At 63.0% G+C, this 20,716-nt stretch carries 17 protein-coding genes and 1 tRNA gene; 8 read left to right on the top strand and 10 right to left on the bottom strand.

Features of this window, described 5'->3' with window-relative positions; genetic code table 11:
• The first annotated feature begins 15 nt into the window (after nucleotides 1-15).
• A complete protein-coding gene (gene typA, locus ACTIGF_RS10750) occupies nucleotides 16-1,845 on the top strand; it encodes a translational GTPase TypA (protein WP_439636887.1) in 1,830 nt (609 codons plus the stop codon).
• 61 nt (nucleotides 1,846-1,906) lie between these two features.
• Here typA and ACTIGF_RS10755 read toward each other — a convergent pair whose 3' ends face one another.
• Nucleotides 1,907-2,770, bottom strand: a complete 864-nt coding sequence (locus ACTIGF_RS10755) for an alpha/beta fold hydrolase (protein ID WP_439636888.1) — start codon at nucleotides 2,768-2,770, stop codon at nucleotides 1,907-1,909.
• Between the two features lie 118 nt (nucleotides 2,771-2,888).
• Between ACTIGF_RS10755 and ACTIGF_RS10760 the strand changes: the two genes are divergently transcribed.
• Nucleotides 2,889-3,665, top strand: a complete 777-nt coding sequence (locus ACTIGF_RS10760) for a DUF547 domain-containing protein (protein WP_439636889.1) — start codon at nucleotides 2,889-2,891, stop codon at nucleotides 3,663-3,665.
• A gap of 48 nt (nucleotides 3,666-3,713) precedes the next feature.
• A complete protein-coding gene (mltF, locus tag ACTIGF_RS10765) occupies nucleotides 3,714-5,084 on the top strand; it encodes a membrane-bound lytic murein transglycosylase MltF (RefSeq protein ID WP_439636890.1) in 1,371 nt (456 codons plus the stop codon).
• A 49-nt stretch (nucleotides 5,085-5,133) separates the two neighbouring features.
• On the opposite strand, the gene ACTIGF_RS10770 is transcribed toward mltF, so the two are convergent.
• The 3 genes from ACTIGF_RS10770 to selD all read right to left on the bottom strand — a co-directional run bounded on the left by ACTIGF_RS10770 (nucleotide 5,134) and on the right by selD (nucleotide 8,509).
• The gene (locus tag ACTIGF_RS10770; RefSeq protein WP_439636891.1) at nucleotides 5,134-6,003 is read right to left on the bottom strand and encodes a hypothetical protein; all 870 of its coding nucleotides are present in this window, start codon (nucleotides 6,001-6,003) and stop codon (nucleotides 5,134-5,136) included.
• 71 nt (nucleotides 6,004-6,074) lie between these two features.
• A complete protein-coding gene (locus tag ACTIGF_RS10775; protein WP_439636892.1) occupies nucleotides 6,075-7,391 on the bottom strand; it encodes an ABC1 kinase family protein in 1,317 nt (438 codons plus the stop codon).
• Between the two features lie 53 nt (nucleotides 7,392-7,444).
• The gene (gene selD, locus ACTIGF_RS10780; RefSeq protein ID WP_439636893.1) at nucleotides 7,445-8,509 is read right to left on the bottom strand and encodes a selenide, water dikinase SelD; all 1,065 of its coding nucleotides are present in this window, start codon (nucleotides 8,507-8,509) and stop codon (nucleotides 7,445-7,447) included.
• A gap of 53 nt (nucleotides 8,510-8,562) precedes the next feature.
• Here selD and mnmH point away from each other — a divergent pair, with 53 nt between their 5' ends.
• The gene (mnmH, locus tag ACTIGF_RS10785) at nucleotides 8,563-9,624 is read left to right on the top strand and encodes a tRNA 2-selenouridine(34) synthase MnmH (protein WP_439636894.1); all 1,062 of its coding nucleotides are present in this window, start codon (nucleotides 8,563-8,565) and stop codon (nucleotides 9,622-9,624) included.
• Between the two features lie 98 nt (nucleotides 9,625-9,722).
• Here mnmH and ACTIGF_RS10790 read toward each other — a convergent pair whose 3' ends face one another.
• On the bottom strand, nucleotides 9,723-10,610 hold the full coding sequence (locus ACTIGF_RS10790; RefSeq protein WP_439636895.1) for a dienelactone hydrolase family protein: 888 nt from the start codon (nucleotides 10,608-10,610) through the stop codon (nucleotides 9,723-9,725).
• A 191-nt stretch (nucleotides 10,611-10,801) separates the two neighbouring features.
• Here ACTIGF_RS10790 and ACTIGF_RS10795 point away from each other — a divergent pair, with 191 nt between their 5' ends.
• Nucleotides 10,802-13,237 (top strand): DUF305 domain-containing protein, encoded by a 2,436-nt coding sequence (locus ACTIGF_RS10795; RefSeq protein ID WP_439636896.1) that lies wholly within the window; start codon nucleotides 10,802-10,804, stop codon nucleotides 13,235-13,237.
• Nucleotides 13,238-13,399: 162 nt separating this feature from the next.
• Here ACTIGF_RS10795 and ACTIGF_RS10800 read toward each other — a convergent pair.
• Nucleotides 13,400-13,490: transfer RNA gene (locus ACTIGF_RS10800), tRNA-Ser, on the bottom strand.
• A gap of 146 nt (nucleotides 13,491-13,636) precedes the next feature.
• Here ACTIGF_RS10800 and ACTIGF_RS10805 point away from each other — a divergent pair.
• A complete protein-coding gene (locus tag ACTIGF_RS10805; RefSeq protein ID WP_439636897.1) occupies nucleotides 13,637-14,695 on the top strand; it encodes a P-loop NTPase in 1,059 nt (352 codons plus the stop codon).
• Here ACTIGF_RS10805 and ACTIGF_RS10810 read toward each other — a convergent pair.
• On the bottom strand, nucleotides 14,692-15,042 hold the full coding sequence (locus ACTIGF_RS10810) for a DUF1428 domain-containing protein (RefSeq protein WP_439636898.1): 351 nt from the start codon (nucleotides 15,040-15,042) through the stop codon (nucleotides 14,692-14,694). The genes ACTIGF_RS10805 and ACTIGF_RS10810 overlap by 4 nt on opposite strands.
• Before the next feature lie 169 nt (nucleotides 15,043-15,211).
• On the opposite strand from ACTIGF_RS10810, the gene ACTIGF_RS10815 reads away from it, so the two are divergent.
• The gene (locus tag ACTIGF_RS10815) at nucleotides 15,212-15,556 is read left to right on the top strand and encodes a rhodanese-like domain-containing protein (protein WP_439636899.1); all 345 of its coding nucleotides are present in this window, start codon (nucleotides 15,212-15,214) and stop codon (nucleotides 15,554-15,556) included.
• Between the two features lie 72 nt (nucleotides 15,557-15,628).
• Here the strand turns inward: ACTIGF_RS10815 and ACTIGF_RS10820 are convergent, their stop codons facing one another.
• The 3 genes from ACTIGF_RS10820 to ACTIGF_RS10830 are packed head-to-tail and all read right to left on the bottom strand — an operon-like array spanning nucleotide 15,629 to nucleotide 18,126.
• Nucleotides 15,629-16,558 carry an alpha/beta fold hydrolase gene (locus tag ACTIGF_RS10820; RefSeq protein WP_439636900.1) on the bottom strand — a complete coding sequence of 310 codons (930 nt, stop codon included), beginning with the start codon at nucleotides 16,556-16,558 and terminating at the stop codon, nucleotides 15,629-15,631.
• A 12-nt stretch (nucleotides 16,559-16,570) separates the two neighbouring features.
• Nucleotides 16,571-17,437 (bottom strand): alpha/beta fold hydrolase, encoded by an 867-nt coding sequence (locus ACTIGF_RS10825; protein WP_439636901.1) that lies wholly within the window; start codon nucleotides 17,435-17,437, stop codon nucleotides 16,571-16,573.
• Nucleotides 17,437-18,126 carry a TetR family transcriptional regulator gene (locus ACTIGF_RS10830; protein ID WP_439636902.1) on the bottom strand — a complete coding sequence of 230 codons (690 nt, stop codon included), beginning with the start codon at nucleotides 18,124-18,126 and terminating at the stop codon, nucleotides 17,437-17,439. Before ACTIGF_RS10830 ends, ACTIGF_RS10825 begins: the two co-directional genes overlap by 1 nt.
• Nucleotides 18,127-18,331: 205 nt before the next feature.
• Between ACTIGF_RS10830 and ACTIGF_RS10835 the strand changes: the two genes are divergently transcribed.
• Nucleotides 18,332-20,665, top strand: a complete 2,334-nt coding sequence (locus ACTIGF_RS10835) for a TonB-dependent receptor (protein WP_439636903.1) — start codon at nucleotides 18,332-18,334, stop codon at nucleotides 20,663-20,665.
• Nucleotides 20,666-20,716: the final 51 nt, after the last annotated feature.

The following is a 20,716-nucleotide window of genomic DNA, read 5'->3' on the forward strand; positions in this document are numbered from 1 at the left end:
ATTAAGGACTGATCTATGACCGCTCCCGTTGAGCGCATTCGCAATATCGCCATCGTGGCGCACGTCGACCATGGCAAAACCACGCTTGTGGACAAGCTGCTCCGGCAATCGGGTACGTTCGATGAACGCGCCGCGAATGTCGAACGCGTCATGGACTCCAATGATCTGGAGAAAGAGCGCGGCATCACCATTCTCGCCAAGAACACGGCGGTGACCTGGAACGATTACGCCATCAACATCGTGGACACGCCCGGCCACGCCGATTTCGGCGGCGAAGTCGAGCGCGTGCTGTCCATGGTGGATTCGGTGCTGCTGCTGGTCGACGCGGTGGACGGCCCCATGCCGCAAACCACCTTCGTGACCAAGAAGGCGCTGGCCCTGGGCCTGAAGCCCATCGTGGTGATCAACAAGGTGGACCGCCCCGGCGCGCGTCCCGACTGGGTCGTCGATCAGACCTTTGACCTGTTTGACCGTCTGGGCGCAACCGACGAGCAGATGGACTTCCCTGTCGTCTACGCTTCGGCGCTGGAAGGCTGGGCGACGCTGGACGTTGACCAGCGCGGCGGTGATCTGAACCCGCTGTTCCAGGCCATTGTGGACCGCGTGGCGCATCCGGACGTGGATCAGGACGCCCCGCTTCAGCTGCAGGTCTCGGCTCTGGACTATTCCAGCTATACTGGCGTGATCGGTCTGGGCCGCATTCGCCGCGGCAAGCTGAGCAAGAACCAGCAGGTCGTCGTGGTCGGCGCTGACGGGACGGAGCGCCGCGCGAAAGTGCTGCAGGTGTTCGGCTTCCACGGTCTTGAGAAAGTTGAGCGTGAGACGGCCGCCGCGGGCGACATCATCACCTTCAACGGCATTGATCCGCTCAACATCTCCGACACGCTCTGCGATCCTGAGCATGTTGAAGCGATGCCGCCGCTGACGGTGGACGAGCCGACCATCTCGATGATCTTCCAGGTGAACGATTCGCCGTTCGCGGGCCGTGAAGGCAAGTTCGTCACCTCGCGCCAGATCAAGGAACGTCTTGACCGTGAGCTGATCCACAATGTGGCGCTGCGGGTCGAGCAACAGGATGACGCGGATAAATTCCTCGTTTCGGGCCGAGGCGAACTGCACCTGTCTGTCCTGATCGAGACCATGCGCCGCGAAGGCTTCGAGCTCGCCGTGGGTCGCCCCCAGGTGATCAACCGCGAGATTGATGGTCAGATCTGCGAGCCGTACGAGACGTTGACCATCGACGTCGAGGAAGAGCATCAGGGCGGCGTGATGGAACGCCTGGGCTCGCGCAAGGCCGACCTCAAGAACATGGAGCCGGACGGCAATGGCCGTGTGCGCCTGGAATACCTGGCGCCGACGCGCGGCCTGATCGGCCTCCGGTCTGAATTCCTGACCCTGACCCAGGGCTCAGGCCTGATGTTCCATACCTTTGACCACTATGCTCCGCGTTCGGTCGGTGAAGTCGGTCAGCGTCCCAAGGGCGCGATCATCTCCATGGAGACCGGCAAGGCGCTGGCCTTCGCCCTGTGGAACATCCAGGAGCGCGGCAAGCTGTTCATCGGCCACGGCGTTGAAGTCTATGAGGGCATGGTCATTGGCCAGAACGCCCGTGACGACGACATGATCGTGAACCCGCTCAAGGGCAAGAAGCTGACCAATATGCGCGCTTCGGGCACCGATGAAGCGGTGGTCCTGACCACCCCGGTCCGCGTGACGCTGGAATACGCGCTCGAGTTCATCAATGACGATGAGCTGGTGGAAGTGACGCCGGAGAGCATTCGCATCCGCAAGCGCTTCCTGCTTGAGCACGAACGCAAGAAAGCCAGCCGCGCCAAGGCGGTCTAGGCAATCTGGCTGACGACTGAAAAGGCCGGGCGCAACGCCCGGCCTTTTTTGTTTTGAACTGTCAGAGGCCGGCTGTGTCGGCGGCCTTGCCAAGCCAGTTCGCGACGATGGCAGGGGCCTCCATCGGGATCAGATGCCCGCCTTCCACACGCTCGATCCGCACCCCGCGTGCGGCAAGGCCGACAGTGTTGATGACGGTGGAGCCTTTACTGGCTTTGAGAACCTGAACGCTGTCGCCCAGCTGGCGCGCGGCTTTCAATAGATTGTGCCCCTGGCCTTCGAAATTGGCGGCTTCCCAGTTCGGGTCGCAGGCCAGTTTGACGCCGTCTGCGCTGTCCTGAAGGCCATCCTTCAGATAATCCTCAAGCACGCCGCCCGCCCAGCGGGCGAAGGTGGGGCGTGATTGATAGCGCGTGATCACCGCATCGCGGTCTGGCCAGCCGTTCGAGCGTTTGCGCGCCATTGCGCCTTGCTTGACCGAGCCTTTCATGAAGGTCCAGAGCGGCGAGCGCGCCATCAGATAGAGCGACGGGGGCAACACCACCGGCTCGACCAGCGCCAGCGGCGGCGGCTCTGACATTCGCGCTGCGGCGAGCAAGGTGCTCGACGCGCCCATGGAATGACCCGCCAGCAAGGCCGGGCGGCGGTCCAGCCGGTCGTACAGCGCCAGAAGATCCCTGGCGTAGATGTCCCAGCTCGTATGGGTGGCGGGATCAGCGGGCAGGGTGGTGCGCCCATGGCCCCGCAGATCGGGCGCGATGATTTCAAACCGCTCTGACAAAGGCTGCAAGAGCTGGCGATAGGCCCCGCCGTTAAAGCCGTTGGCGTGAGCGAACACCAAAATCGGCGCGCCGGGATTGGGCCAGCGCCAGGCCGCCATCATCCCATCTTCGAAGTCAAACTGGGCGCGTTCGGGCTCGATCATGGCGGGCTTTCATTCACAGGCGGTCACAAGGGGTTGAGCTTGCCCGATTCTCACCGGGGCGTGACTGGTTTTCGGCAATCGCGGGTCTAGTCTACTGACCAGCCGCAAGGAGGGTGGAATGAAACCATTCATCATCGCAATCGCCTGTCTCTTCAGCCTGACCGGTCTGCCGCTCGCCCAGGCCCAGACGGATCTGCACACGCCCTGGGATCAGGTGCTTGGCGCCTATGTCGTGAACAGCGAGGACGGGGTGAACCGGTTTGATTATGCCGGTTTGCGCGCAAACCCGGACGATCGCGCGGCCTTGACCGCCTATATCGAACGCCTTGAGGCGACCCCGGTCAGCACTTTGACGGATGATGAGCGCTTCGCCTTCTGGGCCAATCTCTACAACGCCGTCACGGTGCGGCTGATCGTGGATGAAGCGCCCGAAAACTCCATTCGTCAGATCCGGCCGCGCCCCTGGTCTATCGGTCCCTGGGGCGTGAACCGGGTGGAGGTGGAAGGCCGCGCGCTGTCGCTGGACGATATCGAGCATGGGATCATGCGCGTCGAATTTGACGCGTCTCTGGTTCATTACGCCGTCAATTGCGCCTCTATCGGTTGCCCCAATCTTATGCCGCGCGCCTGGCGCAGCGACACCCTGGACGCGGACCTTGAGGCGGGCGCCCGCGCCTACATCAATCATCCGCGCGGCGTCACCGTCACGGAGGACGGGCTCGTCGTTTCGCGCATCTATGACTGGTTCAACGAGGATTTCGGCGGCTCTGATGCGGGCGTGATCGCCCATGTGCTGAGATATGCCGAGCCCGGTCTGGCGCAGCGCATAAATGGCGATACCCGTATTGTTTCATACGCCTACGACTGGTCCCTCAACCGGGTTGAGGACCCGTAAGCGACGCTAGATTTGGAATGCAGCCTCTAAGCGCCTATCTTTGTCGCCATGGGGCTGTGGACAATATCCGTACGCAAAGCGTGCGTTGCTGCGCTGGCGCTCGCCGGCGCCGTATCCTGTGGGCGCGCTGATCCGCCCGGACTGGAAACGCTGGATGAGATCCGCGAGCGTGGGGAGCTGATCGTGCTCACGCTTGAAAGCCCGACCACCTATCATCTGGACGAGGATGGCGAGCCCGAGGGCTATGAGGTCGCTCTGGTCCAGAATTTCGCGCAGGATCTGGGCGTCAGCGTTCGCTTCGAACCCCAGCGCGATCTGGGCCAGCTGCTGGCCAATATCGAGGCTGGCCAGGGCCATCTGGCGGCTGGCGGCGTGACGATCACCGAGGCGCGTCGGGAGACCAACACCTTCGGCCCCGCCTATAAAACCGTCACCGAACAGTTGGTCTGTCGCCGCGGCGGCCCCCAGGTCCGCACGATCGAGGATATGGCGGATGTCGAGATCACGGTGCTTGAAGGCTCAAGCTATATCGAGACCCTGCAGGCGCTGAAGGTGGACCATCCCGGCATCGAATGGCGGACGGTGAACGCCGCCTCCGCCTTGCCCTTGCTGGAGCTCGTGCAGGCTGAGCAGGTGGATTGCACGGTTTCGGATTCCACGATTGTCGCTCATGCCCGACTGCGGTTTCCCGAGTTGTTGACGCCGCTGGTGCTGAGCGAAGAACGCTCTCTGGCTTTCGTCCTGCCCTTGGACTCCGCCTTGTTGCAGCCCCTGAACCGCTGGTCTGAAGCGCGCCACGAAGGCGGCTTTCTGGAACGGCTGGATCAGCGCTGGTTCGGGGTGACGCGTCAGTTTGATTATGTGGACACGGCCCGCTTCATCCGCCGTATCGAGGAGCGCTTGCCAGCCTTGCGTCCGCATTTTGAAGCGGCGGCTGAGGAGAGCGGCATCGACTGGCGCTGGCTCGCCGCTCAGGCCTATCAGGAATCCCATTGGGACCCGGATGCGGTCAGCGCGACCGGGGTGCGCGGCATCATGATGCTGACCCTGCCCACCGCCAACGAGCTGGGCGTGGAAGACCGGACCGATCCCGCCCAGTCGATTTCGGGCGGCGCACGCTATCTTGCGAACCTCATGGAGCGTTTGCCCGAAGAGGTGCAGGGCCGCGACCGGCTGTTTCTGGCGCTATCGGCCTATAATGTCGGCATGGGCCATCTTTACGACGCACGCCGGCTCGCCGAACGCCAGTCGCTGGAGAAAAACCGCTGGGGCGATATCCGTAAGGTTCTGCCGCTGTTGTCGGACCCCGAATACTATTCGACCTTGCCGCGCGGTTACGCCAGGGGGCGGGAGCCGGTGCAGTACGTCGCCAATATAAGGCGCTATCGCGTGCTGCTGGATTTGCACCTGGATGAGTGAGGTCATTTGAAGAGCCTGGCCGGGTCCGGCTGTGAGCGGTCAGCGGGTGTTATTGCCCGGCGGCAAAGCGCTCCGACAACGTCTCCAGGACGGCATGTGGCGTCGATTCAGGGTATTCAAGCGTCAGAGTGCGCGAAGCGTCCTGCATGCTCAGAACCAGCGCCTGGCGCGGCTCGCTGACGGGGGTCGGGGCGCCAAGATCCAGCAGCTGCGCTTGGTCGCCTAAAGCCCGGAGCGCAGCGGAGATTTCGAGTGCGGTCACCGTCTCTGTAGATTCCTCCAGACGGGTCAGCTCGGCGTCAAAGCCGTCCCCGTCGAGCACGCGCACGCCCACATCATCCAGATTCCAGTACACGCAGCCGGGCAGGGCGTTTTCTGCGCCCAGAAGGTCAAAGCGCAAAAAGCCTTGAGCGATCAAGGGACATGACAGGCCGTCTTCATGGACGGCGCCCATTGGCGCGACGGCCCGCCACCCGTCGCCGGCCTGGGGGTGATGACGGACCATGCGGGCATTCGCGTCCGCAACACGTTCTGCATCATCGAGCTGGTAAGCGGCGCGGGCTTCTTCCGCCGCCATGTGGGCGGCGTTGAGCATCAACGCGCCCTGCAAGGCGGGGTCATCCATGATGATGGCGTAGGCCTCGCTCGAATATGTCGCGGTCGCCTGCCAATCACCCAGGCGGGCGCTGATATCAGTCAGGATATGGCGGGCGCGGTAGTGTTCCGCCGGGGTGGAGGCCAGGGTCAAAGCCTCCTCGGCAAGCGGGCGCGCCTGCTCATACTCATGGGTGAGCATATGGCCGATGGCGCCGCGAAAGGCCTGAGTGAAGTCTGGCGCCGTCCGGGCCTGCGCAAGAGGGGACAGGCACGATGCGCCAAGCGCAAGTGCGGACGCAGCGATCAGGAAAACTCGCATCATAACGCCTATAATCGATGACCATCTGAAGCAGACTAGGTCAGAGCCAGAGGCGATCCCCACTTACAATTGTGTTAGATGTGTTCTGACAGCAGGCTTCGGATGTCCAGGCGAGCGTCGAGCTTCGCGCCGAGCAGATACAGCCCCGCAACCTTGCGCTGGATGAAGACCGCCATGGGCGCCGGCGTCTGGGCATAGCCCATCGTACGCAGCGTGAATCCGCCCTCTCTCAGCGGTTCGACCAGGGCGGACGCGTCAAAATCATACGGCTCAGCGCTGAAGAGCGGCGACAGCGCCAGCTCGGTCAGCTCCAGCACCAGAGCGCGTTGGTCCGGCGGCGTCTCGTCTGACAGATAGCCCAGCTCCGTCAGCGCCTGTTCTCGGCCGCCCCGATCGCCAGACAGTCCCGCTTTCAACAAAAGCCGTCCGGCGCTCTGGATCGTTTCGGGTATGTCCTGCACGGCGCCGAAATCCAGCAGGCCGATCCGGCCCGTGTCGGGTTGGTAGCGATAATTGGCGAAATTGGGGTCGCTCTGGATGGCGCCGAACTCAAACACTTCGCGCAAGGTGAGGTTCGCCAGCTGAGCCATCACCCGGTTGCGTTCGCTGAGCAGGGCGTCGGCCAGCGTTTCAATCGGATCGCCGGGCAGATAGCTCATCGCCAGCACGTTGGCGGTGGTCAGATCGGCCGCCAGCTCTGGTATGGCGAAGCTGTCAGACCCTGTGAGCCAATCCCGAAACTGGGCCATCTTTTCGCCTTCGCGGGCGTAATCGGCTTCATCTTTGAGCTGGCGTTTGACCTCTTGAAGGATCGGTTTGAGGTCGAGCCCCTTGGGCGCGAGCCCGGACAGCGCGATGAGGCTGGCGAGATTGTCCACATCGCTGTCGATGCTGTCTCTGACGCCGGGATACTGCACCTTGATCGCCAGATCGCGGCCATCCTTGGTGTGGGCGCGATGCACCTGACCGATGGAGGCGGCGGCCATGGGGCGCGGCTCGAAGCGTTCAAACCGGCTGAGCCAGTTCGGTCCCCAATTCTGGGTGAGCACGCGCTTGAGCTGATGGGGCGGCATGGGCCGGGCGCTTTCGCGCAGCCGAGCCAGCACCTCGGTCAGTTCCGGCGGCAACAGATCGCCGGAATCCATGGACAGCATCTGGCCCATTTTCATCGCTGCGCCGCGTAAGTGCGCCAGCTCATCGGCCATGCGTTTGGCGTTTGACGGGGTGAGGATCAGCCGCGAGGCGTCCAGCGGCTCGCCTTTCGCCAGCGCCTGAACGGTGTTGCCCAGCGCTTCTCCCGCCGTGCCGGCGGCGAGACGCCCGAAGCGTTCCAGCCGGCTCAAACGGCCTTTGGGGACGGCGGAGCCGCGATCATCAGCTTTGTCGGTCATGCGGATATCCTCTCAGATGAGAGAAACTAGGTCGCAGCCCGGTGAAAACGCGCTCAGGCGGAAAAACTGATCATCGGGTCGCCGGCGTCCAGCCGCCCGATCTGAACGGCGGCGCTATGGCCATGCTTGTGAAAGGTCGCCAGAACTTCGGCGGCGGCGTCCGGCGCGCAGGCGACCAGCAGGCCGCCGCTGGTCTGGGGATCGCACAGCATGTCACGATCTGCATCTGACCAGTCCGGGGTCTGGGTGACATAGCGTTCAACCGCCGCCCAGTTGCGCCCTGACGCGCCCGTGCGCACGCCCTGGTTCAGCAGACGCCGCGCGCCGTCAAAGACGGGCAGGGCGGTGCGGTCAATCTGCGCGGCGAGTTTTGAGCCGCGGCACATTTCCGACAAATGGCCCAGCAGGCCAAAGCCGGTCACATCCGTCACCGCATGCACGCCCGCCATACCTGCCAGATCGGAGCCGGGCGTATTTAGCCGGGTGGTCGTGGCGATCATGGCGTCATAATCGTCCGGCGTCAGAAGCCCGCGTTTTTGCGCGGCGCTGAACACGCCCACGCCCAAAGGCTTGCCCAGGATCAGCACGTCGCCGGGTTTGGCGCCGGCGTTTGTCAGGATCTGGTCGGGATGCGCCAGACCAAGCGCTACAAGTCCGTAGAAGGGTTCGGCGGCGTCGATGGAATGACCGCCCGCTACAGGCGCGCCGACGCTTTCCGCGACCGAGCGGCCGCCATCGAGAATCTGCCGGATGGTTTCTGGCGGCAGCACATTGATGGGCATGCCCAGAACCGCCAGGCAGAAGATCGGCTTGGCGCCCATGGCGTAGACGTCTGACAAGGCGTTCGTCGCCGCGATGCGTCCAAAGTCATAAGGATCATCGACTACCGGCGCGAAGAAATCCGTCGTCGCCACCAGCGCCATCTCGTCATTGATCTTGTAGACGGCGGCGTCATCGCGCGTGGCGGCGTCCAGCAACAGGGCCGGGTTGAGCGGCAAGGGCGGGCTGTCCGCCAGAATGCGGTCGAGGAAGGCGGGATCGAGCTTGCAGCCGCATCCGCCCCCGCGAGCCAGGCTTGTCAGAGACGGCGCAGTGGAAGAGGAGGGGGTCTCGGTCATGGTCGCATCCGGCTGTGTTCGATTCTTGATGAGAACGGAACTATAAGGCGCGCATGTTGCGATACGAGACCCTCAAAGATGTCAGCGCCGCCGCATTGCAGCGCTTTGACCTGATTATTGACGTGCGTTCGCCCGGCGAATACGCCGAGGACCATATGCCGGGCGCGGTGAACATGCCTGTGCTAGACGACGCCGAGCGCGCCGAGATCGGCACGACCTATGTTCAGGTGTCTGCGTTCGAGGCGCGGCGCGCGGGCGCGGCGCTGGTGGCGCGCAATGCGGCGAAGCATCTGGAGACCGCGCTGGCGGACAAGCCCAAACGCTTTCGCCCGCTCGTCTATTGCTGGCGCGGCGGCATGCGGTCTAATTCCATGGCGACGATCCTGTCGGCGGTCGGCTGGCCGGTCGCCGTGCTTGAGGGCGGTTATCAGACCTGGCGGCGGGCCGTGATGGCCGGGATCGAGACGGCGTCGCCTGAACTCGATTTGATCCTGATCGACGGTCAGACGGGCACCGCGAAAACGGCTCTGCTGGAGGTGCTGCGCCAGAAAGGCGAGCAAGTGGTGGATCTGGAAGGTCTCGCCCGGCATCGCGGATCGGCGTTTGGCGGCTTCGCGAACGCGCCCCAGCCCAGCCAGAAAGCGTTTGAGACAGCGCTCTGGTGCGCGCTGGAAGGCGTTGACGCCACCCGCCCGGTCTTTGTGGAAGCGGAATCCGCGCGCATAGGGTCGGTTCGTCTGCCGTCGCCGTTATGGACGCAGATGAAGGGTGCGCCGCGCATTGAGATCAATGCGCCTGTGGCCGAACGTGCGCATTTCCTGGCGACCGCCTATGCGGATATTGTCCAGGATCCGGAACAGGCCTGTGCAGCGTTGGAGCTCATCAGTCCTTTCCATCCGCGCGATCAGATCGCGCATTGGCGCGAGCTGGCGCTGCAGGATCAGCCTGAAACGCTCGCGGCGGAGCTTATGGCGGCGCATTATGACCCGGCTTATGACCGGGCGCGTCGCAAACGCCTGACCCCGAGCGCGCTGTCGCTTGAAACAGAGCGGCTGGACGCGGCGGCGCTCGAGACGCTGGCGGATCGCATCATCGCGTCAAAACAGGCGCTTTGAGGCGCGTGCCTCCACTGAGGACCCACGGGGTCGAAAGGCTGAAGGCCGCTCGCAACCAAGCGAGGATCGAACAGCTGGACGGGTGTGAGCCCGAAAAATTAGGCGTTCAGGACCTGGTCAAAGAATTCGAGCGTGCGCGACCAGGCCAGCTCGGCCTTCTCAGGGTCGAACCGCGCCGTGGTGTCATTGTGAAAGCCGTGCTGGGCGCCGTCATACATGAAGACCTCATAGGGGGCGCCAGCGGCATCCAGGGCGTCGCGCCAGACCGGCCAGCCGGCGTTGACCCGATCATCGAGCGCGGCGAGATGGATTTGGAGCGGAACGCGCACGGCTTCAGCGTTCTCAGGCTCCGGCCAGCCGCCATAAAACGGCACGGATCCCGCCAGCCAGTCCAGGCGCACGGCGAGCTGGTTGGCGACCGCGCCGCCATAGCAAAAGCCGACGGCGGCCACCTGGCCCGTGCAAGCCGGATGATCGCGCAGATAGTGCGCGCCCGCGATGAAGTCCTGCAGCATTTCACGCCCATCGCGCTGGCGTTGCAGGGTGCGGCCTTCATCGTCCGTCCCCGGATAGCCGCCGAGCGGGTGCAAGGCGTCCGGGGCGAAGGCGACATATCCCGCCAGCGCGGCGCGCCTCGCCACATCGCGTATATGCGGGTTCAGCCCCCGGTTCTCATGGATCACCAGAACCCCGCCGCGCGGCGCTTCGGCGCCTGCGGGGCGCACCAGATAGCCGCTCATCTCGCCCGCGCCGTCCGGTGAGGCGTAGAGCACGTCCTCTTCAACCAGTCGCGGATCGCCGGCTTCGATCTGTTGCGCCGAGGCGTAATTCGGCATCAAGGCGGCGGCGAGCACGCTGACTGTCAGCCCACCTATGGCGTAGGCTTTCAATCCGTCCAGAAAATCCCGACGCGACATCGCGCCATGGGCATAGGCGTCATAGAGCTTGAACGCGCCTGGCGCGATTTCAGGGACGGGTTTCTGCATCGCTTCGCTCCTACTGGTTCCGGGATGAAGCTAGCGCATCGCGCTTAAGCTGCAAGTTGCTAACCTTTCCATGTGAGGGCGCGTCGGCGACCCCTTTGAGAGCGACCGGCGATAGGTCTGTACATACCGGAATTCCTTGCCGAACAGTGCCCGAGACTTACTGTATGGCGACAAAACCGGGGAGAAACGCCATGACTTTCAACACGCGATTGCGCCTTCAGTCCGCCACGCTCGCGCTTGCCGCAGGGCTTGCGGCGAACGCCGGAGCCTTTGCGCAAGACGCGCCCATCGTTCAGCCGGGCGCGCCGGGCGAGGATGTACGCCAGATCAGCGCGGAAGAAGCGGTGCAGATCGCTGCCAACCGCTTTTCAGACGCCGATGTGCAATTCATGCGCGACATGATCATTCATCACTATCAGGCGGTGCAGATGGCGGATCTGGTCGCAGATCGCACCAGCACGGAAGACATTGTCGCCGTCGCCGGACGCATCAACGCCAGCCAGGCCGATGAAATCGCTTTCATGCAAGGCTGGCTTGAAGAGCGCGGCCAGGACGCGCCCGATCCGGCCAATGACCCGCACGCCATGCACCATGATATGGATCACGGTGACGGCCATGAAAGCCATTCCATGATGGCGGGCATGGCGACGCCAGAGCAGATGGAAGAATTGGCCCAGGCGAGCGGGACGGAGTTTGACGCTTTGTTCCTGGAGCTGATGATCGCCCATCATGACGGCGCGGTGGTGATGGTGGACGCGCTTCTGGATGAACGGGGCTCGGCCTACGACCCGGTTCTGTTTGATTTCGTCAATGATGTCAGAAGTGAACAGAACTCAGAGATCCGCCGTATGAGCGCCGTGCTGGCCGCGCTGTCTGAAGATCCGCGCAATGGCCTGTCCGCCGGATTCCGCGATGCGGGCGAGGCGATCTCCAATCTTGAACTCATCGCCAGCCTGCCCAAGCCCACCGGCTTTTTCGATACGGAGAACCCGGCGGGCCTGCCGCCAGAAATCGCGCCTGAGGACAGCGATGAAGAGGTTGAGCGCCGGTTCGGCCAGCGTGCGCCCTTCCTGAGCTTCTCAAACACTGACATGGCCTTCGCCGGCGATCTGCTGGCGGTCGGCAATTACCACGGCTTCAACCTGTATCGCTTGGGCGAAGACGCGCCTGTTCTGATCAGCTCGGTCGTCTGTCCGGGCGGGCAGGGCGATGTGTCCATTGTCGGCGATCTGCTGCTGGTGTCCGTGCAGGACACCCGCGCGCGCGTGGATTGCGGTCGTCAGGGCGTGAGCGAAGAAATCAGCGAAGAGCGTTTCCGGGGCTTGCGGATCTTTGACATCAGCAATCCGGTCGCCCCGCGCCAGGTCGGCCAGGTGCAGACCTGCCGCGGCTCTCACACGCATTCGGTGGTCTCAAGCGATGAGAACACCATTGTGGTCTACAACTCCGGCACCAGCTCGATCCGTGATGAAGACGAGATGGCGGGCTGCGTCGCGGGTTTTCCGGGTGATGAAGAAACGGCGCTGTTCAGCATCGACGTGATCGAAATCCCGGTCGCCAATCCTGCCGCGTCTCGCATTGTGGACAGCCCCCGTGTCTTCGCGGATGACGAGACAGGCCGCATCGCCGGACTGTGGAGCGGGGGCGATCATGGCGAGGGCACCCAGTCCTCGCGACGAACCGACCAGTGTCATGACATCACGGTGTTCCCGTCGCTGAACCTCGCCGCCGGCGCGTGTTCGGGAAATGGCATTGTGCTCGATATCAGCGATCCGCGCGCACCTGAACGCATTGACGCCGTGGTCGATCAGGGTTTCGCCTATTGGCATTCGGCCACTTTCAGCAATGCCGGTGACAAGATCCTCTTCACTGATGAGTGGGGCGGCGGCGGACGACCGCGTTGCCGGGCGCAAGATCCCAGCGATTGGGGCGCGGACGCGATCTATACGATCAATGACGGCCAGCTTGAGTTTGAAGGCTATTACAAGATCTCTTCAGCCCAGTCCGAAGAAGAGAACTGCGTCGCTCATAACGGCTCCATCGTTCCGGTTCCCGGCCGCGATATCTTCGTGCAGTCCTGGTATCAGGGCGGGATTTCCGTGCTCGATTTCACCGATCCCGCCAATGCCTACGAGATCGCCTTCTTTGACCGCGGTCCCATCGACCCGGATGTGATGGTGCTGGGCGGTTACTGGTCGAGCTATTGGTATGACGGCCGCATTTACGGCACCGAGATCGTGCGCGGTCTGGATGTCTTCGAGATGGTTCCCAGCGCGTATCTGAGCGAAAACGAGATCGCCGCCGCGGCGCTGGCTGATCAGGGGCAAACGTTTAACCCGCAACAGCAATTCCCGGTCAGCTGGCCCGACCATCCGGTTGTGGGCCTGGCCTATCTCGATCAGCTGATGCGCGATGACGCGTTGTCCGCCGAGCAGGCTGAGAGCCTGTATGATGCTCTGGGCCGGGCGGCTGAGGCTGTCGACGCGGAGGCGCGCGATCGCCAACTGGCGCGTGAATTGCGCGATCTGGGGCGGGATTTGCCCGATGCGTCTGAAGACGGCGCCGTTGCGCATCGTCTGACAGCCTTGACCAGCGTGATCGAGGGGGTGGCGCGCAGCCTGCGCTAAGTCGACGGTTTCTCGTCCAACGCCATGGAAAAAGCCGCGTCACTTTTGGCGCGGCTTTTTTCAACGTGCGCCGTCTGAACCGATAGCGAGGCGCGCGACCAGAGTCGCGACCGTCCCGGAACTGGGCAATCACGATTTTGGTTCATTTGGGAAAAAGAAGGCTGGCGGAGACGATGGGATTCGAACCCACGATACCCTTTTGAGGTATACTCCCTTAGCAGGGGAGCGCCTTCGACCACTCGGCCACGTCTCCACTAACCGGTGTAGCCGGGCTTGCACCGGGCGATCAAGTCGCTCGCGCCTCTCAGCTGCAGTTTATGCTGCAATGGGCTGGTTATAAGTGCGCTTGGCTTTGCGTTCAGGCGCCGGCTCGCCTATCTCAGCAGCATGAACGAAATCGTGCTCAACGCTCTCGCCTCCGTCGCCGATCCGGCCACCGGGGCGCCCCTGAACCGCTCAGGCCGCATCGACGGCGCGGATTTGCGTGACGGCGTGGCGACGCTGGTGCTCAAACCCGGCGGAGCCGATGAGGATGCGGGCGCGTTGCGGCAGGCCATCCAGGACGCGTTGACCGCCCATCCCGAGATCGAGCGGGCGCGGGTCATTATCGAGGCGTCGTTGAGTTCCAAAACTCCGAAACCCGCGAAAGCTCAGGCCGCCGCGCCAAAAGCGCCCGCCAAGGCGGTGATCGCTGTGGCGTCCGGCAAGGGCGGTGTGGGCAAATCCACCACGGCCGCCAATCTGGCGGCGGCCTGCGTGAAAATGGGCTTGTCGGTGGGGTTGATGGATGCGGACGTCTATGGCCCCAGCGCGCCTCGCATTTTTGGCCTGAACGGCGCACCAGGCCTGCAAAAGACGGAAGGCGGCATCGAACCGCTGGAAGCGCATGGCGTGAAGCTGGTGTCCATGGGGTTTCTGGTGGGCGAGCGCGACCCGGTGGTCTGGCGCGGGCCCATGGTGACCGGCGCGATCCGGCAGTTCCTGACCGAGGTGAACTGGGGCGATCTCGATGTTCTGATCATCGACATGCCACCTGGCACGGGCGATGCGCAGCTCGCGATCGCGCAGAGCGCGCCGATATCGGGCGTGGTGATCGTGTCCACCCCGCAAACCCTGGCGCTGGATGATGCGCGCAAGGCGGTGGCGCTGTTTGATCGCACGGCGATCCCGATCCTGGGCATTGTCGAGAATATGAGCTTTTTCCTGTGCCCGTCCTGCGGCGAGGGAACCGAGATTTTTGGCCGCGGCGGCGCGCGAGCGGAAGCGGAACTTCTGGGCGTGCCTTTCCTGGGCGAGATCCCGCTGCATCCCGAATTGCGTGAAGCCAGCGATGAAGGCCGGCTGGTTGCTTCGGGAGACGGGCCTGTGGCGAAAGCGTTCCATCGCGCCGCGTCGGGCATGCTGCATGCGCTTGAAGGCGCGCATCGTCCCGCGCCCGAAATCGTCTTTGAAGACTAAAGCTCTACGATGGGCTCAAACCCGCCAAAGATCATGCGCTTGCCGTCAAACGGCATCTCGCCAAGCGCCTCCATGCGCGGATCTTCCATGATCGTGCGCCAGCCTTCATCGCGCGTGGCCTTGTCCGGCCAGACCATCCAGGAGAGCACGACGGTTTCTCCGTCCTGAAGCTTCACGGCCAAAGGGAACGAGGTCAAATCGCCCTCCGGGACGTCTTCACCCCAGCATTCGATCAAAGTCAGCAGGCCGTGATCTTTGAAGATGGCGCCGGTCTGACGCGCGAAATTTTGATAATCTTGCTTGTTCGCGTTGGGTACGGCGCACACCGCCGCTTCGACATATGTCATCCTCGTCTCCCCTGACGGCCTGCGCGCAGTCTATCAGCGCCGACCATGCTCGCGAAACGAATACGTGACGGGCAATTATCAGAGATGGCCCTTGTAAGGGGCGCCAAACTTGTCAAAATTGATAAATGATGGAGCGCGGAGCGCGCACGAGCTTTATGGAGTGCTGAGAATGGAAAACTGGTCGCCTGAGCAGGTCGATAAGGCCCTGAAAGCGGGTGAAATCATCCTCGTGGATGTGCGTGAACCGGGCGAGTATGAAAACGAGCGCATTCCGGGCGCGCTGCTCTTGCCGCTGTCGACCTTTGATCCGGCGGCGCTGCCGACCGGGCAGGGGCGCAAGGTGGTGCTGCATTGCGCGGCGGGCGGTCGATCCGGCAAGGCGCTTCAGGCGTGCGCCGCAGCCGGCTCTGACGTGGTGACGCACATGGCGGGCGGCATGGGCGCCTGGAAAGCCGCGGGGCTCGCCTATTACCAGATCGAGCCGTCCACCGGACAGATGGTTCTGAAAGGCTGAGCGGCTCAGCCCCCGAACGAGAAAAGGGCGCGCAAGTGATTGCGCGCCCTTTCTTTTGGATGACGCGGCGGATTAGTCGTTGAGGAAATCGCGCACCAGTTCGGCGGTCTCAACGGGCCATTCCTCCATGGGGACATGGCCGGTGTTCTGCATCAGGACCAGCCGTGAATCGGGAATGGCGGCGTCAAAGCGCGGACCATGGGTGGCCGGGATCATGGCGTCATTGCTGCCCCACACGATCAGGGTCGGCGCCGCGATGCGGGCGAGGTCCGGGTTCGGGTCGGGCAGGGTGAACTGTTCGATCCGCTCGATCAGCGCCTGACCATTGCCCTCGACCCGCATCATGGCGCGGATGCGCTCAAGCTGTTCAGGCGTGACGCGCGAGGGATCGGCGTAAAGGGTGGAGGTCGCGTAGGCGACGCCAGCTTCCGGCGCCAGACTGAGATAGGCGCGCATGGCGTCCGGAATGGGGGCCGGTTCGTCACCCACACCCAGATTGGGATAGCCGCCCGGATCGACCAAGATCAGATTTTCCACACGATTCGCATGTTCCGCCGCATAGCGCCACGCCACCAGTCCGCCCAGCGAGTTGCCGCCGATCGAGAAGCTGTCGGGCGCAATCACATCCAGAAGGGCGCTGACCTGCGACACAGTCTCGGGCACGGAATAGGCCTGATCGGCGCGCGGCCCCGTCAATCCATGACCAGGCAGATCAAAGCGGATGATGCGGAACTGGTCTTCAAGCTCGGCCGCCATCGCGTCCCAGGCTTCAAGCGAATGACTGAAACCGTGGATCAGGACGAGGGCCGGCGCGTCTTCCGGACCGCTTTCGCGCACGCGCCAGTCTTCGCCATCCACTGTGACGAAGCGGTCTTGCCCGGTCATCCACTGCTGGCTGACGGCGTCCATATCCAGCGGACGCAAGCTCCAGGCGAAAAAGGCGATCACCAGAACCGCCAGCAGGATCAGCCCGCCCAGAATACGCAGCAGCATGTCAGTCATTCCTCAGATGCCTCAGTCCAGACGGGTCAGGAAGGCCTTGATCGGCTCCAGCGCGGCCGGTTCGGTCAATAGGGGAGCATGGCCGACATCAGGAACCTGGGCCAGTTCCATGTCGCCATGACGATGTGACATTTCATTGACACACTCCATGGCCAGAAGGTCGGAAATGGCGCCGCGCACCAGCAAGAGCGGCGTGCCCTTCAAGCCCTCAAAGAACGGCCACAGATCGGGCGGCGCCACATCGCCGTCCTTGACCGGTTTGGAGATGTTGGCGTCGTAATCAAGCACGATCTCGCCCGTGTCGATGGACCGGCAGGTGCGCTTGGCGAATGCGATCCAGAACGCCGCGCCGGTCTCGTTGGGGAAGGCGACGCCGTTGATGGCGCGCAAGGCCTCTCCGGCTTCTTCCCAGTTGGCGAAACGGCCCGCGCCGCCGACATAGCCCTGGATGCGGGTCAGGCCGACCGGGTCGAGCTCCGGGCCGATATCATTGATCACCGCGCCGGTCAGAAGGCCCGGGCGAGAGGTGGACAGGATCATCGTCATCAGACCGCCCATGGAGGTGCCGACAGAGATCACCTTCTCCCAGCCGAGCTCATCGAGAATGCCTTGAACATCCTCGACATATTTGGCCGGATTATAGTTTTCGATCTGGGTGTCATAGTCCGACTTGCCACGTCCGCGGACATCCACGGCCACGACCGTGCGGCCCATCTCGGCGATGATCGGCGCCAGATCCTCGAAATCGCGGCTATTGCGCGTCAGACCGTGCAGACAGATGACCGGCGTCTTGCCGCTTTCGCCTTGCGCCGGATAGCGTCGGTAATAGGTGCGGACGCCATCGGGGGCGGTGAAATAATGCTCTGAAAACGGGGTCATCAAACCGTCTCGGCCTCCTGTTTCTTGCTCGATTGACGCTGCGCCAGACGCTGGAAGCCTGCGGCCAGAAATTCGGGCATGCGCTCGGTCACCGCCTCAAGATCGCTCGATTTGCACAAGCCGCCCGACAGGGCGTCCACGCGTCCGGTGTCCGCGAAGGTCAGAACCAGCGCGCCGGACAGGAAGTGATAGCTCCAGAACAGCTCTTCTTCGGGCGCGTCGGGCAGGGCGCGCCGCACCGCGTCCAGAAAATGGCGCACGATCGGGTCAAAGTATTTGGACATGATCGCCACGCCCCATTCGGGCGAGTTGGTGACCTGGCCCACCAGGGCGAAATAGCTTTTCCAGCCCGGGCCGCCATTGGCGCTGCGGTCCAGCAGCGGATGGGTGAAGGCGTGAATGATCGCTTCCAGAGTCGGGCCGTCCGGGCCGGCATTGGCCTCGCACGCTTCCAGCTCGGCGAGGCGAATCGTATTCAGCTCCTCGGCGCGGCGCAGAAGGACAGCGTCGAACAATTCCCGCTTGCCGCCGAAATAATAGGCCACAAGCGCCGGGTCGCTGTCGGCCTGGCGGGCGATGGCGCGCACAGTGACGCCATGAAAGCCCTTTTCGGCGAACAAGCTCTCTGCAGCGTCAAGAAGGCGAGTGCGGGTGCGTTCGCCCCGGCGCGTTCCTCCGGCGTCGGTCATGATGTTGGTCCTCCCATAAGCCCTTTTAGAGCCCGGAGCCTTGGATTGACCAGACTTTGCCTGTGTCCGGGCCTGTGTCTGGGAAGCCTCAGCTGTTCTGTTTGTTATGACCGAAGTCCTAATGGTTCTTGACTTTTCATTCAACGTTGAATTTACCTCATACAAAAGCTCATAGAGGCTTCTGTTCACAGGGAGGGATAACCCCATGACTATGAAACGCACCGTTTTGAGTGCGGCCGCATTGCTCGTATCTGCGTCCGCCCTGCCTTTCGCCGCTACAGCCATCGCCCAGGAGACCGGCGCGTCCAGCGGCCCGGTCCGCGACGTGGTGACCGTCACCGCGCGCCGTCGTGAAGAAACGCTCACTGACGTTCCGATCTCCGTCACCGCCTTCTCCGGCGATCAGCTGGACGCCCTTGGCGCGCAGGACATCACGGCTGTGGGTCAGGTGACCCCGAACGTGACGCTGGAAGTGTCGCGCGGCACCAACACCACGCTCAGCGCCTTCATTCGCGGCGTTGGCCAGCAGGACCCGGTCGCAGGTTTTGAAGCGGGCGTGGGCATCTATCTCGACGACGTCTATCTGAACCGGCCTCAGGCTGCGGTTCTGGACATCTATGATGTGGAACGCATCGAGGTTCTGCGTGGTCCGCAGGGCACGCTTTATGGCCGCAACACCATTGGCGGCGCCGTCAAATACGTCACGCGCGGCCTGTCAGACGAGCCGACCGCCAGCGTGCGCGTGAATGTGGGCAGCTATAACCAGCTTGATGTCATCGCATCCGCCTCCACGCCGCTCACGGATACGGTGCGAGTCGGCGGCGCTGTGGCGCGTCTGTCGCATGAAGGCTATGGCGACAATCTCTACAACGGCATTGATAACTACAATAAATCAGTCTGGGCTGGACGGCTCTCGGCGGAGTTTGATCTCACTGAGAACTTCCAGGTTCGCGTGGCTGCGGATTACACCGATGACGCCTCCAACGCCCGTCAGGGCCATCGCCTGATCCCGGATCAGTTCCCGACCTTCGACTATCCGGTTCTCGATGACGAGTTTGATACGCGCGCCGGTCTCGATTTCCCCGAGCAGTCTGTTGAAGCTTATGGCGGCTCCATTACGGCGGAATGGATGGTCAATGACTCCATCACGCTGAAGTCGATCACCGCCTATCGCGAAGATGAGAGCACCACCCCGATCGACTTTGATTCGCTGCCCGAAGCGGATCTGGACGTGCCGGCGATCTATACGAACGACCAGTTCTCCCAGGAATTCCAGATGCAGTATTCCGGCGACCGCCTGAACGGCGTTGTCGGCGCTTACTATCTGGACGCCAACGCTTCCACGGCGTTTGACGTGATCCTGGCCACCACGGGCGCCGTGATCGGTTTGCCGGGCCTGAACGCCCAGACCTTTGGCGACGTGTCCACTGAAACCTGGTCGGTGTTCGCAGACTTCACCTATGACCTGACTGACACGCTCGAGCTGTCGGTTGGCGCGCGCTACACCGAAGACGAGCGCTCCTCCATCGTCCGCCGCACCACCTTCATCGGCGGCGCGTCCGACATTTTCGGCGGCAGCGCTGTTCCGATCGCCGTCACGTCGGACTTCAACGGCACCGCAGATTTTGACGACTTCTCCCCGCGTGCGTCTCTGGCCTGGTCCTTTGCGGACGGCCAGAACGTCTATGCAACCTACTCGCAAGGCTTCAAGGGCGGCGGTTTCGACCCGCGCGGCCAGACAAGCGCTGCGCCTGATTTTGACGGCGACGGCTCGGTTTCAGACGGCGAAGTCTTCCGCTTCATGCAGTTCGATCCCGAGGAAGTGGACAGCTATGAGCTGGGCTGGAAAGCCGATTGGGGCAATGGCTGGCGCCACTCCCTGGCCGTGTTCCAGATGGACTACACCGATGTTCAGGTTCCAGGTTCAGTCGGCGTCGACACAGATGGCGACGGCGTGGCCGACACCTTCACGGGCGTCACCACCAACGCCGGTGAAGCGACCTTGCGCGGCGTGGAGTTCGAACTCTCCGGCGCCTGGGAGACCAACGCCTTCGTCGACGGCGATTATATGAGCCTGAACGCGACCGTGGGTCTGCTGGACGGCGAGTATGATCAGTTCATCAACGCCTTTGGACAGGACATCTCGGACCAGGCCTCGATCCAGAACACGCCTGATACGACGGCTTCGCTGTCGCTGGGCTATAGCGTGCCGGTTTACTCTGGCGAGCTGAACCTTCTGAGCACGGTCTCCTATCGCAGCGAATCCCAGCAGTTCGAGCTGGCGAGCCCGCTGATCGATCAGGACGCCTACACTCTCTGGAACGCCAGCGCCGTCTGGAATTCCGACAGCGGCACATGGTCTGCGGGTCTGTACGGTCGCAACCTGACCGACGAACGTTACAAGGTCGCTGGGTATGACTTCGTTGATTACTCCAGCAATAGCGGTCCGTTTACCCCGACTCTGGGCCTTGAAGGCACGCTGACCGCATTCTACGGCGATCCGCGCACGGTGACGGCTTCCATCACCTACCGCTACTAATCGCGCCTAAGGTGAGAACGCCGCCAACCTCTCCGGGTTGGCGGCGTTTTT

This window comes from Oceanicaulis sp., assembly GCF_051859625.1.
Lineage (GTDB): Bacteria > Pseudomonadota > Alphaproteobacteria > Caulobacterales > Maricaulaceae > Oceanicaulis.

Bases quoted from the DNA above. Each gene is read 5' to 3' on its own strand.
- typA (WP_439636887.1), top strand. From the start codon at position 16: ATGACCGCTCCCGTTGAGCGCATTCGCAATATCGCCATCGTGGCGCAC.
- ACTIGF_RS10755 (WP_439636888.1), bottom strand. From the start codon at position 2,770: ATGATCGAGCCCGAACGCGCCCAGTTTGACTTCGAAGATGGGATGATG.
- ACTIGF_RS10760 (WP_439636889.1), top strand. From the start codon at position 2,889: ATGAAACCATTCATCATCGCAATCGCCTGTCTCTTCAGCCTGACCGGT.
- mltF (WP_439636890.1), top strand. From the start codon at position 3,714: ATGGGGCTGTGGACAATATCCGTACGCAAAGCGTGCGTTGCTGCGCTG.
- ACTIGF_RS10770 (WP_439636891.1), bottom strand. From the start codon at position 6,003: ATGATGCGAGTTTTCCTGATCGCTGCGTCCGCACTTGCGCTTGGCGCA.
- ACTIGF_RS10775 (WP_439636892.1), bottom strand. From the start codon at position 7,391: ATGACCGACAAAGCTGATGATCGCGGCTCCGCCGTCCCCAAAGGCCGT.
- selD (WP_439636893.1), bottom strand. From the start codon at position 8,509: ATGACCGAGACCCCCTCCTCTTCCACTGCGCCGTCTCTGACAAGCCTG.
- mnmH (WP_439636894.1), top strand. From the start codon at position 8,563: ATGTTGCGATACGAGACCCTCAAAGATGTCAGCGCCGCCGCATTGCAG.
- ACTIGF_RS10790 (WP_439636895.1), bottom strand. From the start codon at position 10,610: ATGCAGAAACCCGTCCCTGAAATCGCGCCAGGCGCGTTCAAGCTCTAT.
- ACTIGF_RS10795 (WP_439636896.1), top strand. From the start codon at position 10,802: ATGACTTTCAACACGCGATTGCGCCTTCAGTCCGCCACGCTCGCGCTT.
- ACTIGF_RS10810 (WP_439636898.1), bottom strand. From the start codon at position 15,042: ATGACATATGTCGAAGCGGCGGTGTGCGCCGTACCCAACGCGAACAAG.
- ACTIGF_RS10815 (WP_439636899.1), top strand. From the start codon at position 15,212: ATGGAAAACTGGTCGCCTGAGCAGGTCGATAAGGCCCTGAAAGCGGGT.
- ACTIGF_RS10820 (WP_439636900.1), bottom strand. From the start codon at position 16,558: ATGACTGACATGCTGCTGCGTATTCTGGGCGGGCTGATCCTGCTGGCG.
- ACTIGF_RS10825 (WP_439636901.1), bottom strand. From the start codon at position 17,437: ATGACCCCGTTTTCAGAGCATTATTTCACCGCCCCCGATGGCGTCCGC.
- ACTIGF_RS10830 (WP_439636902.1), bottom strand. From the start codon at position 18,126: ATGACCGACGCCGGAGGAACGCGCCGGGGCGAACGCACCCGCACTCGC.
- ACTIGF_RS10835 (WP_439636903.1), top strand. From the start codon at position 18,332: ATGACTATGAAACGCACCGTTTTGAGTGCGGCCGCATTGCTCGTATCT.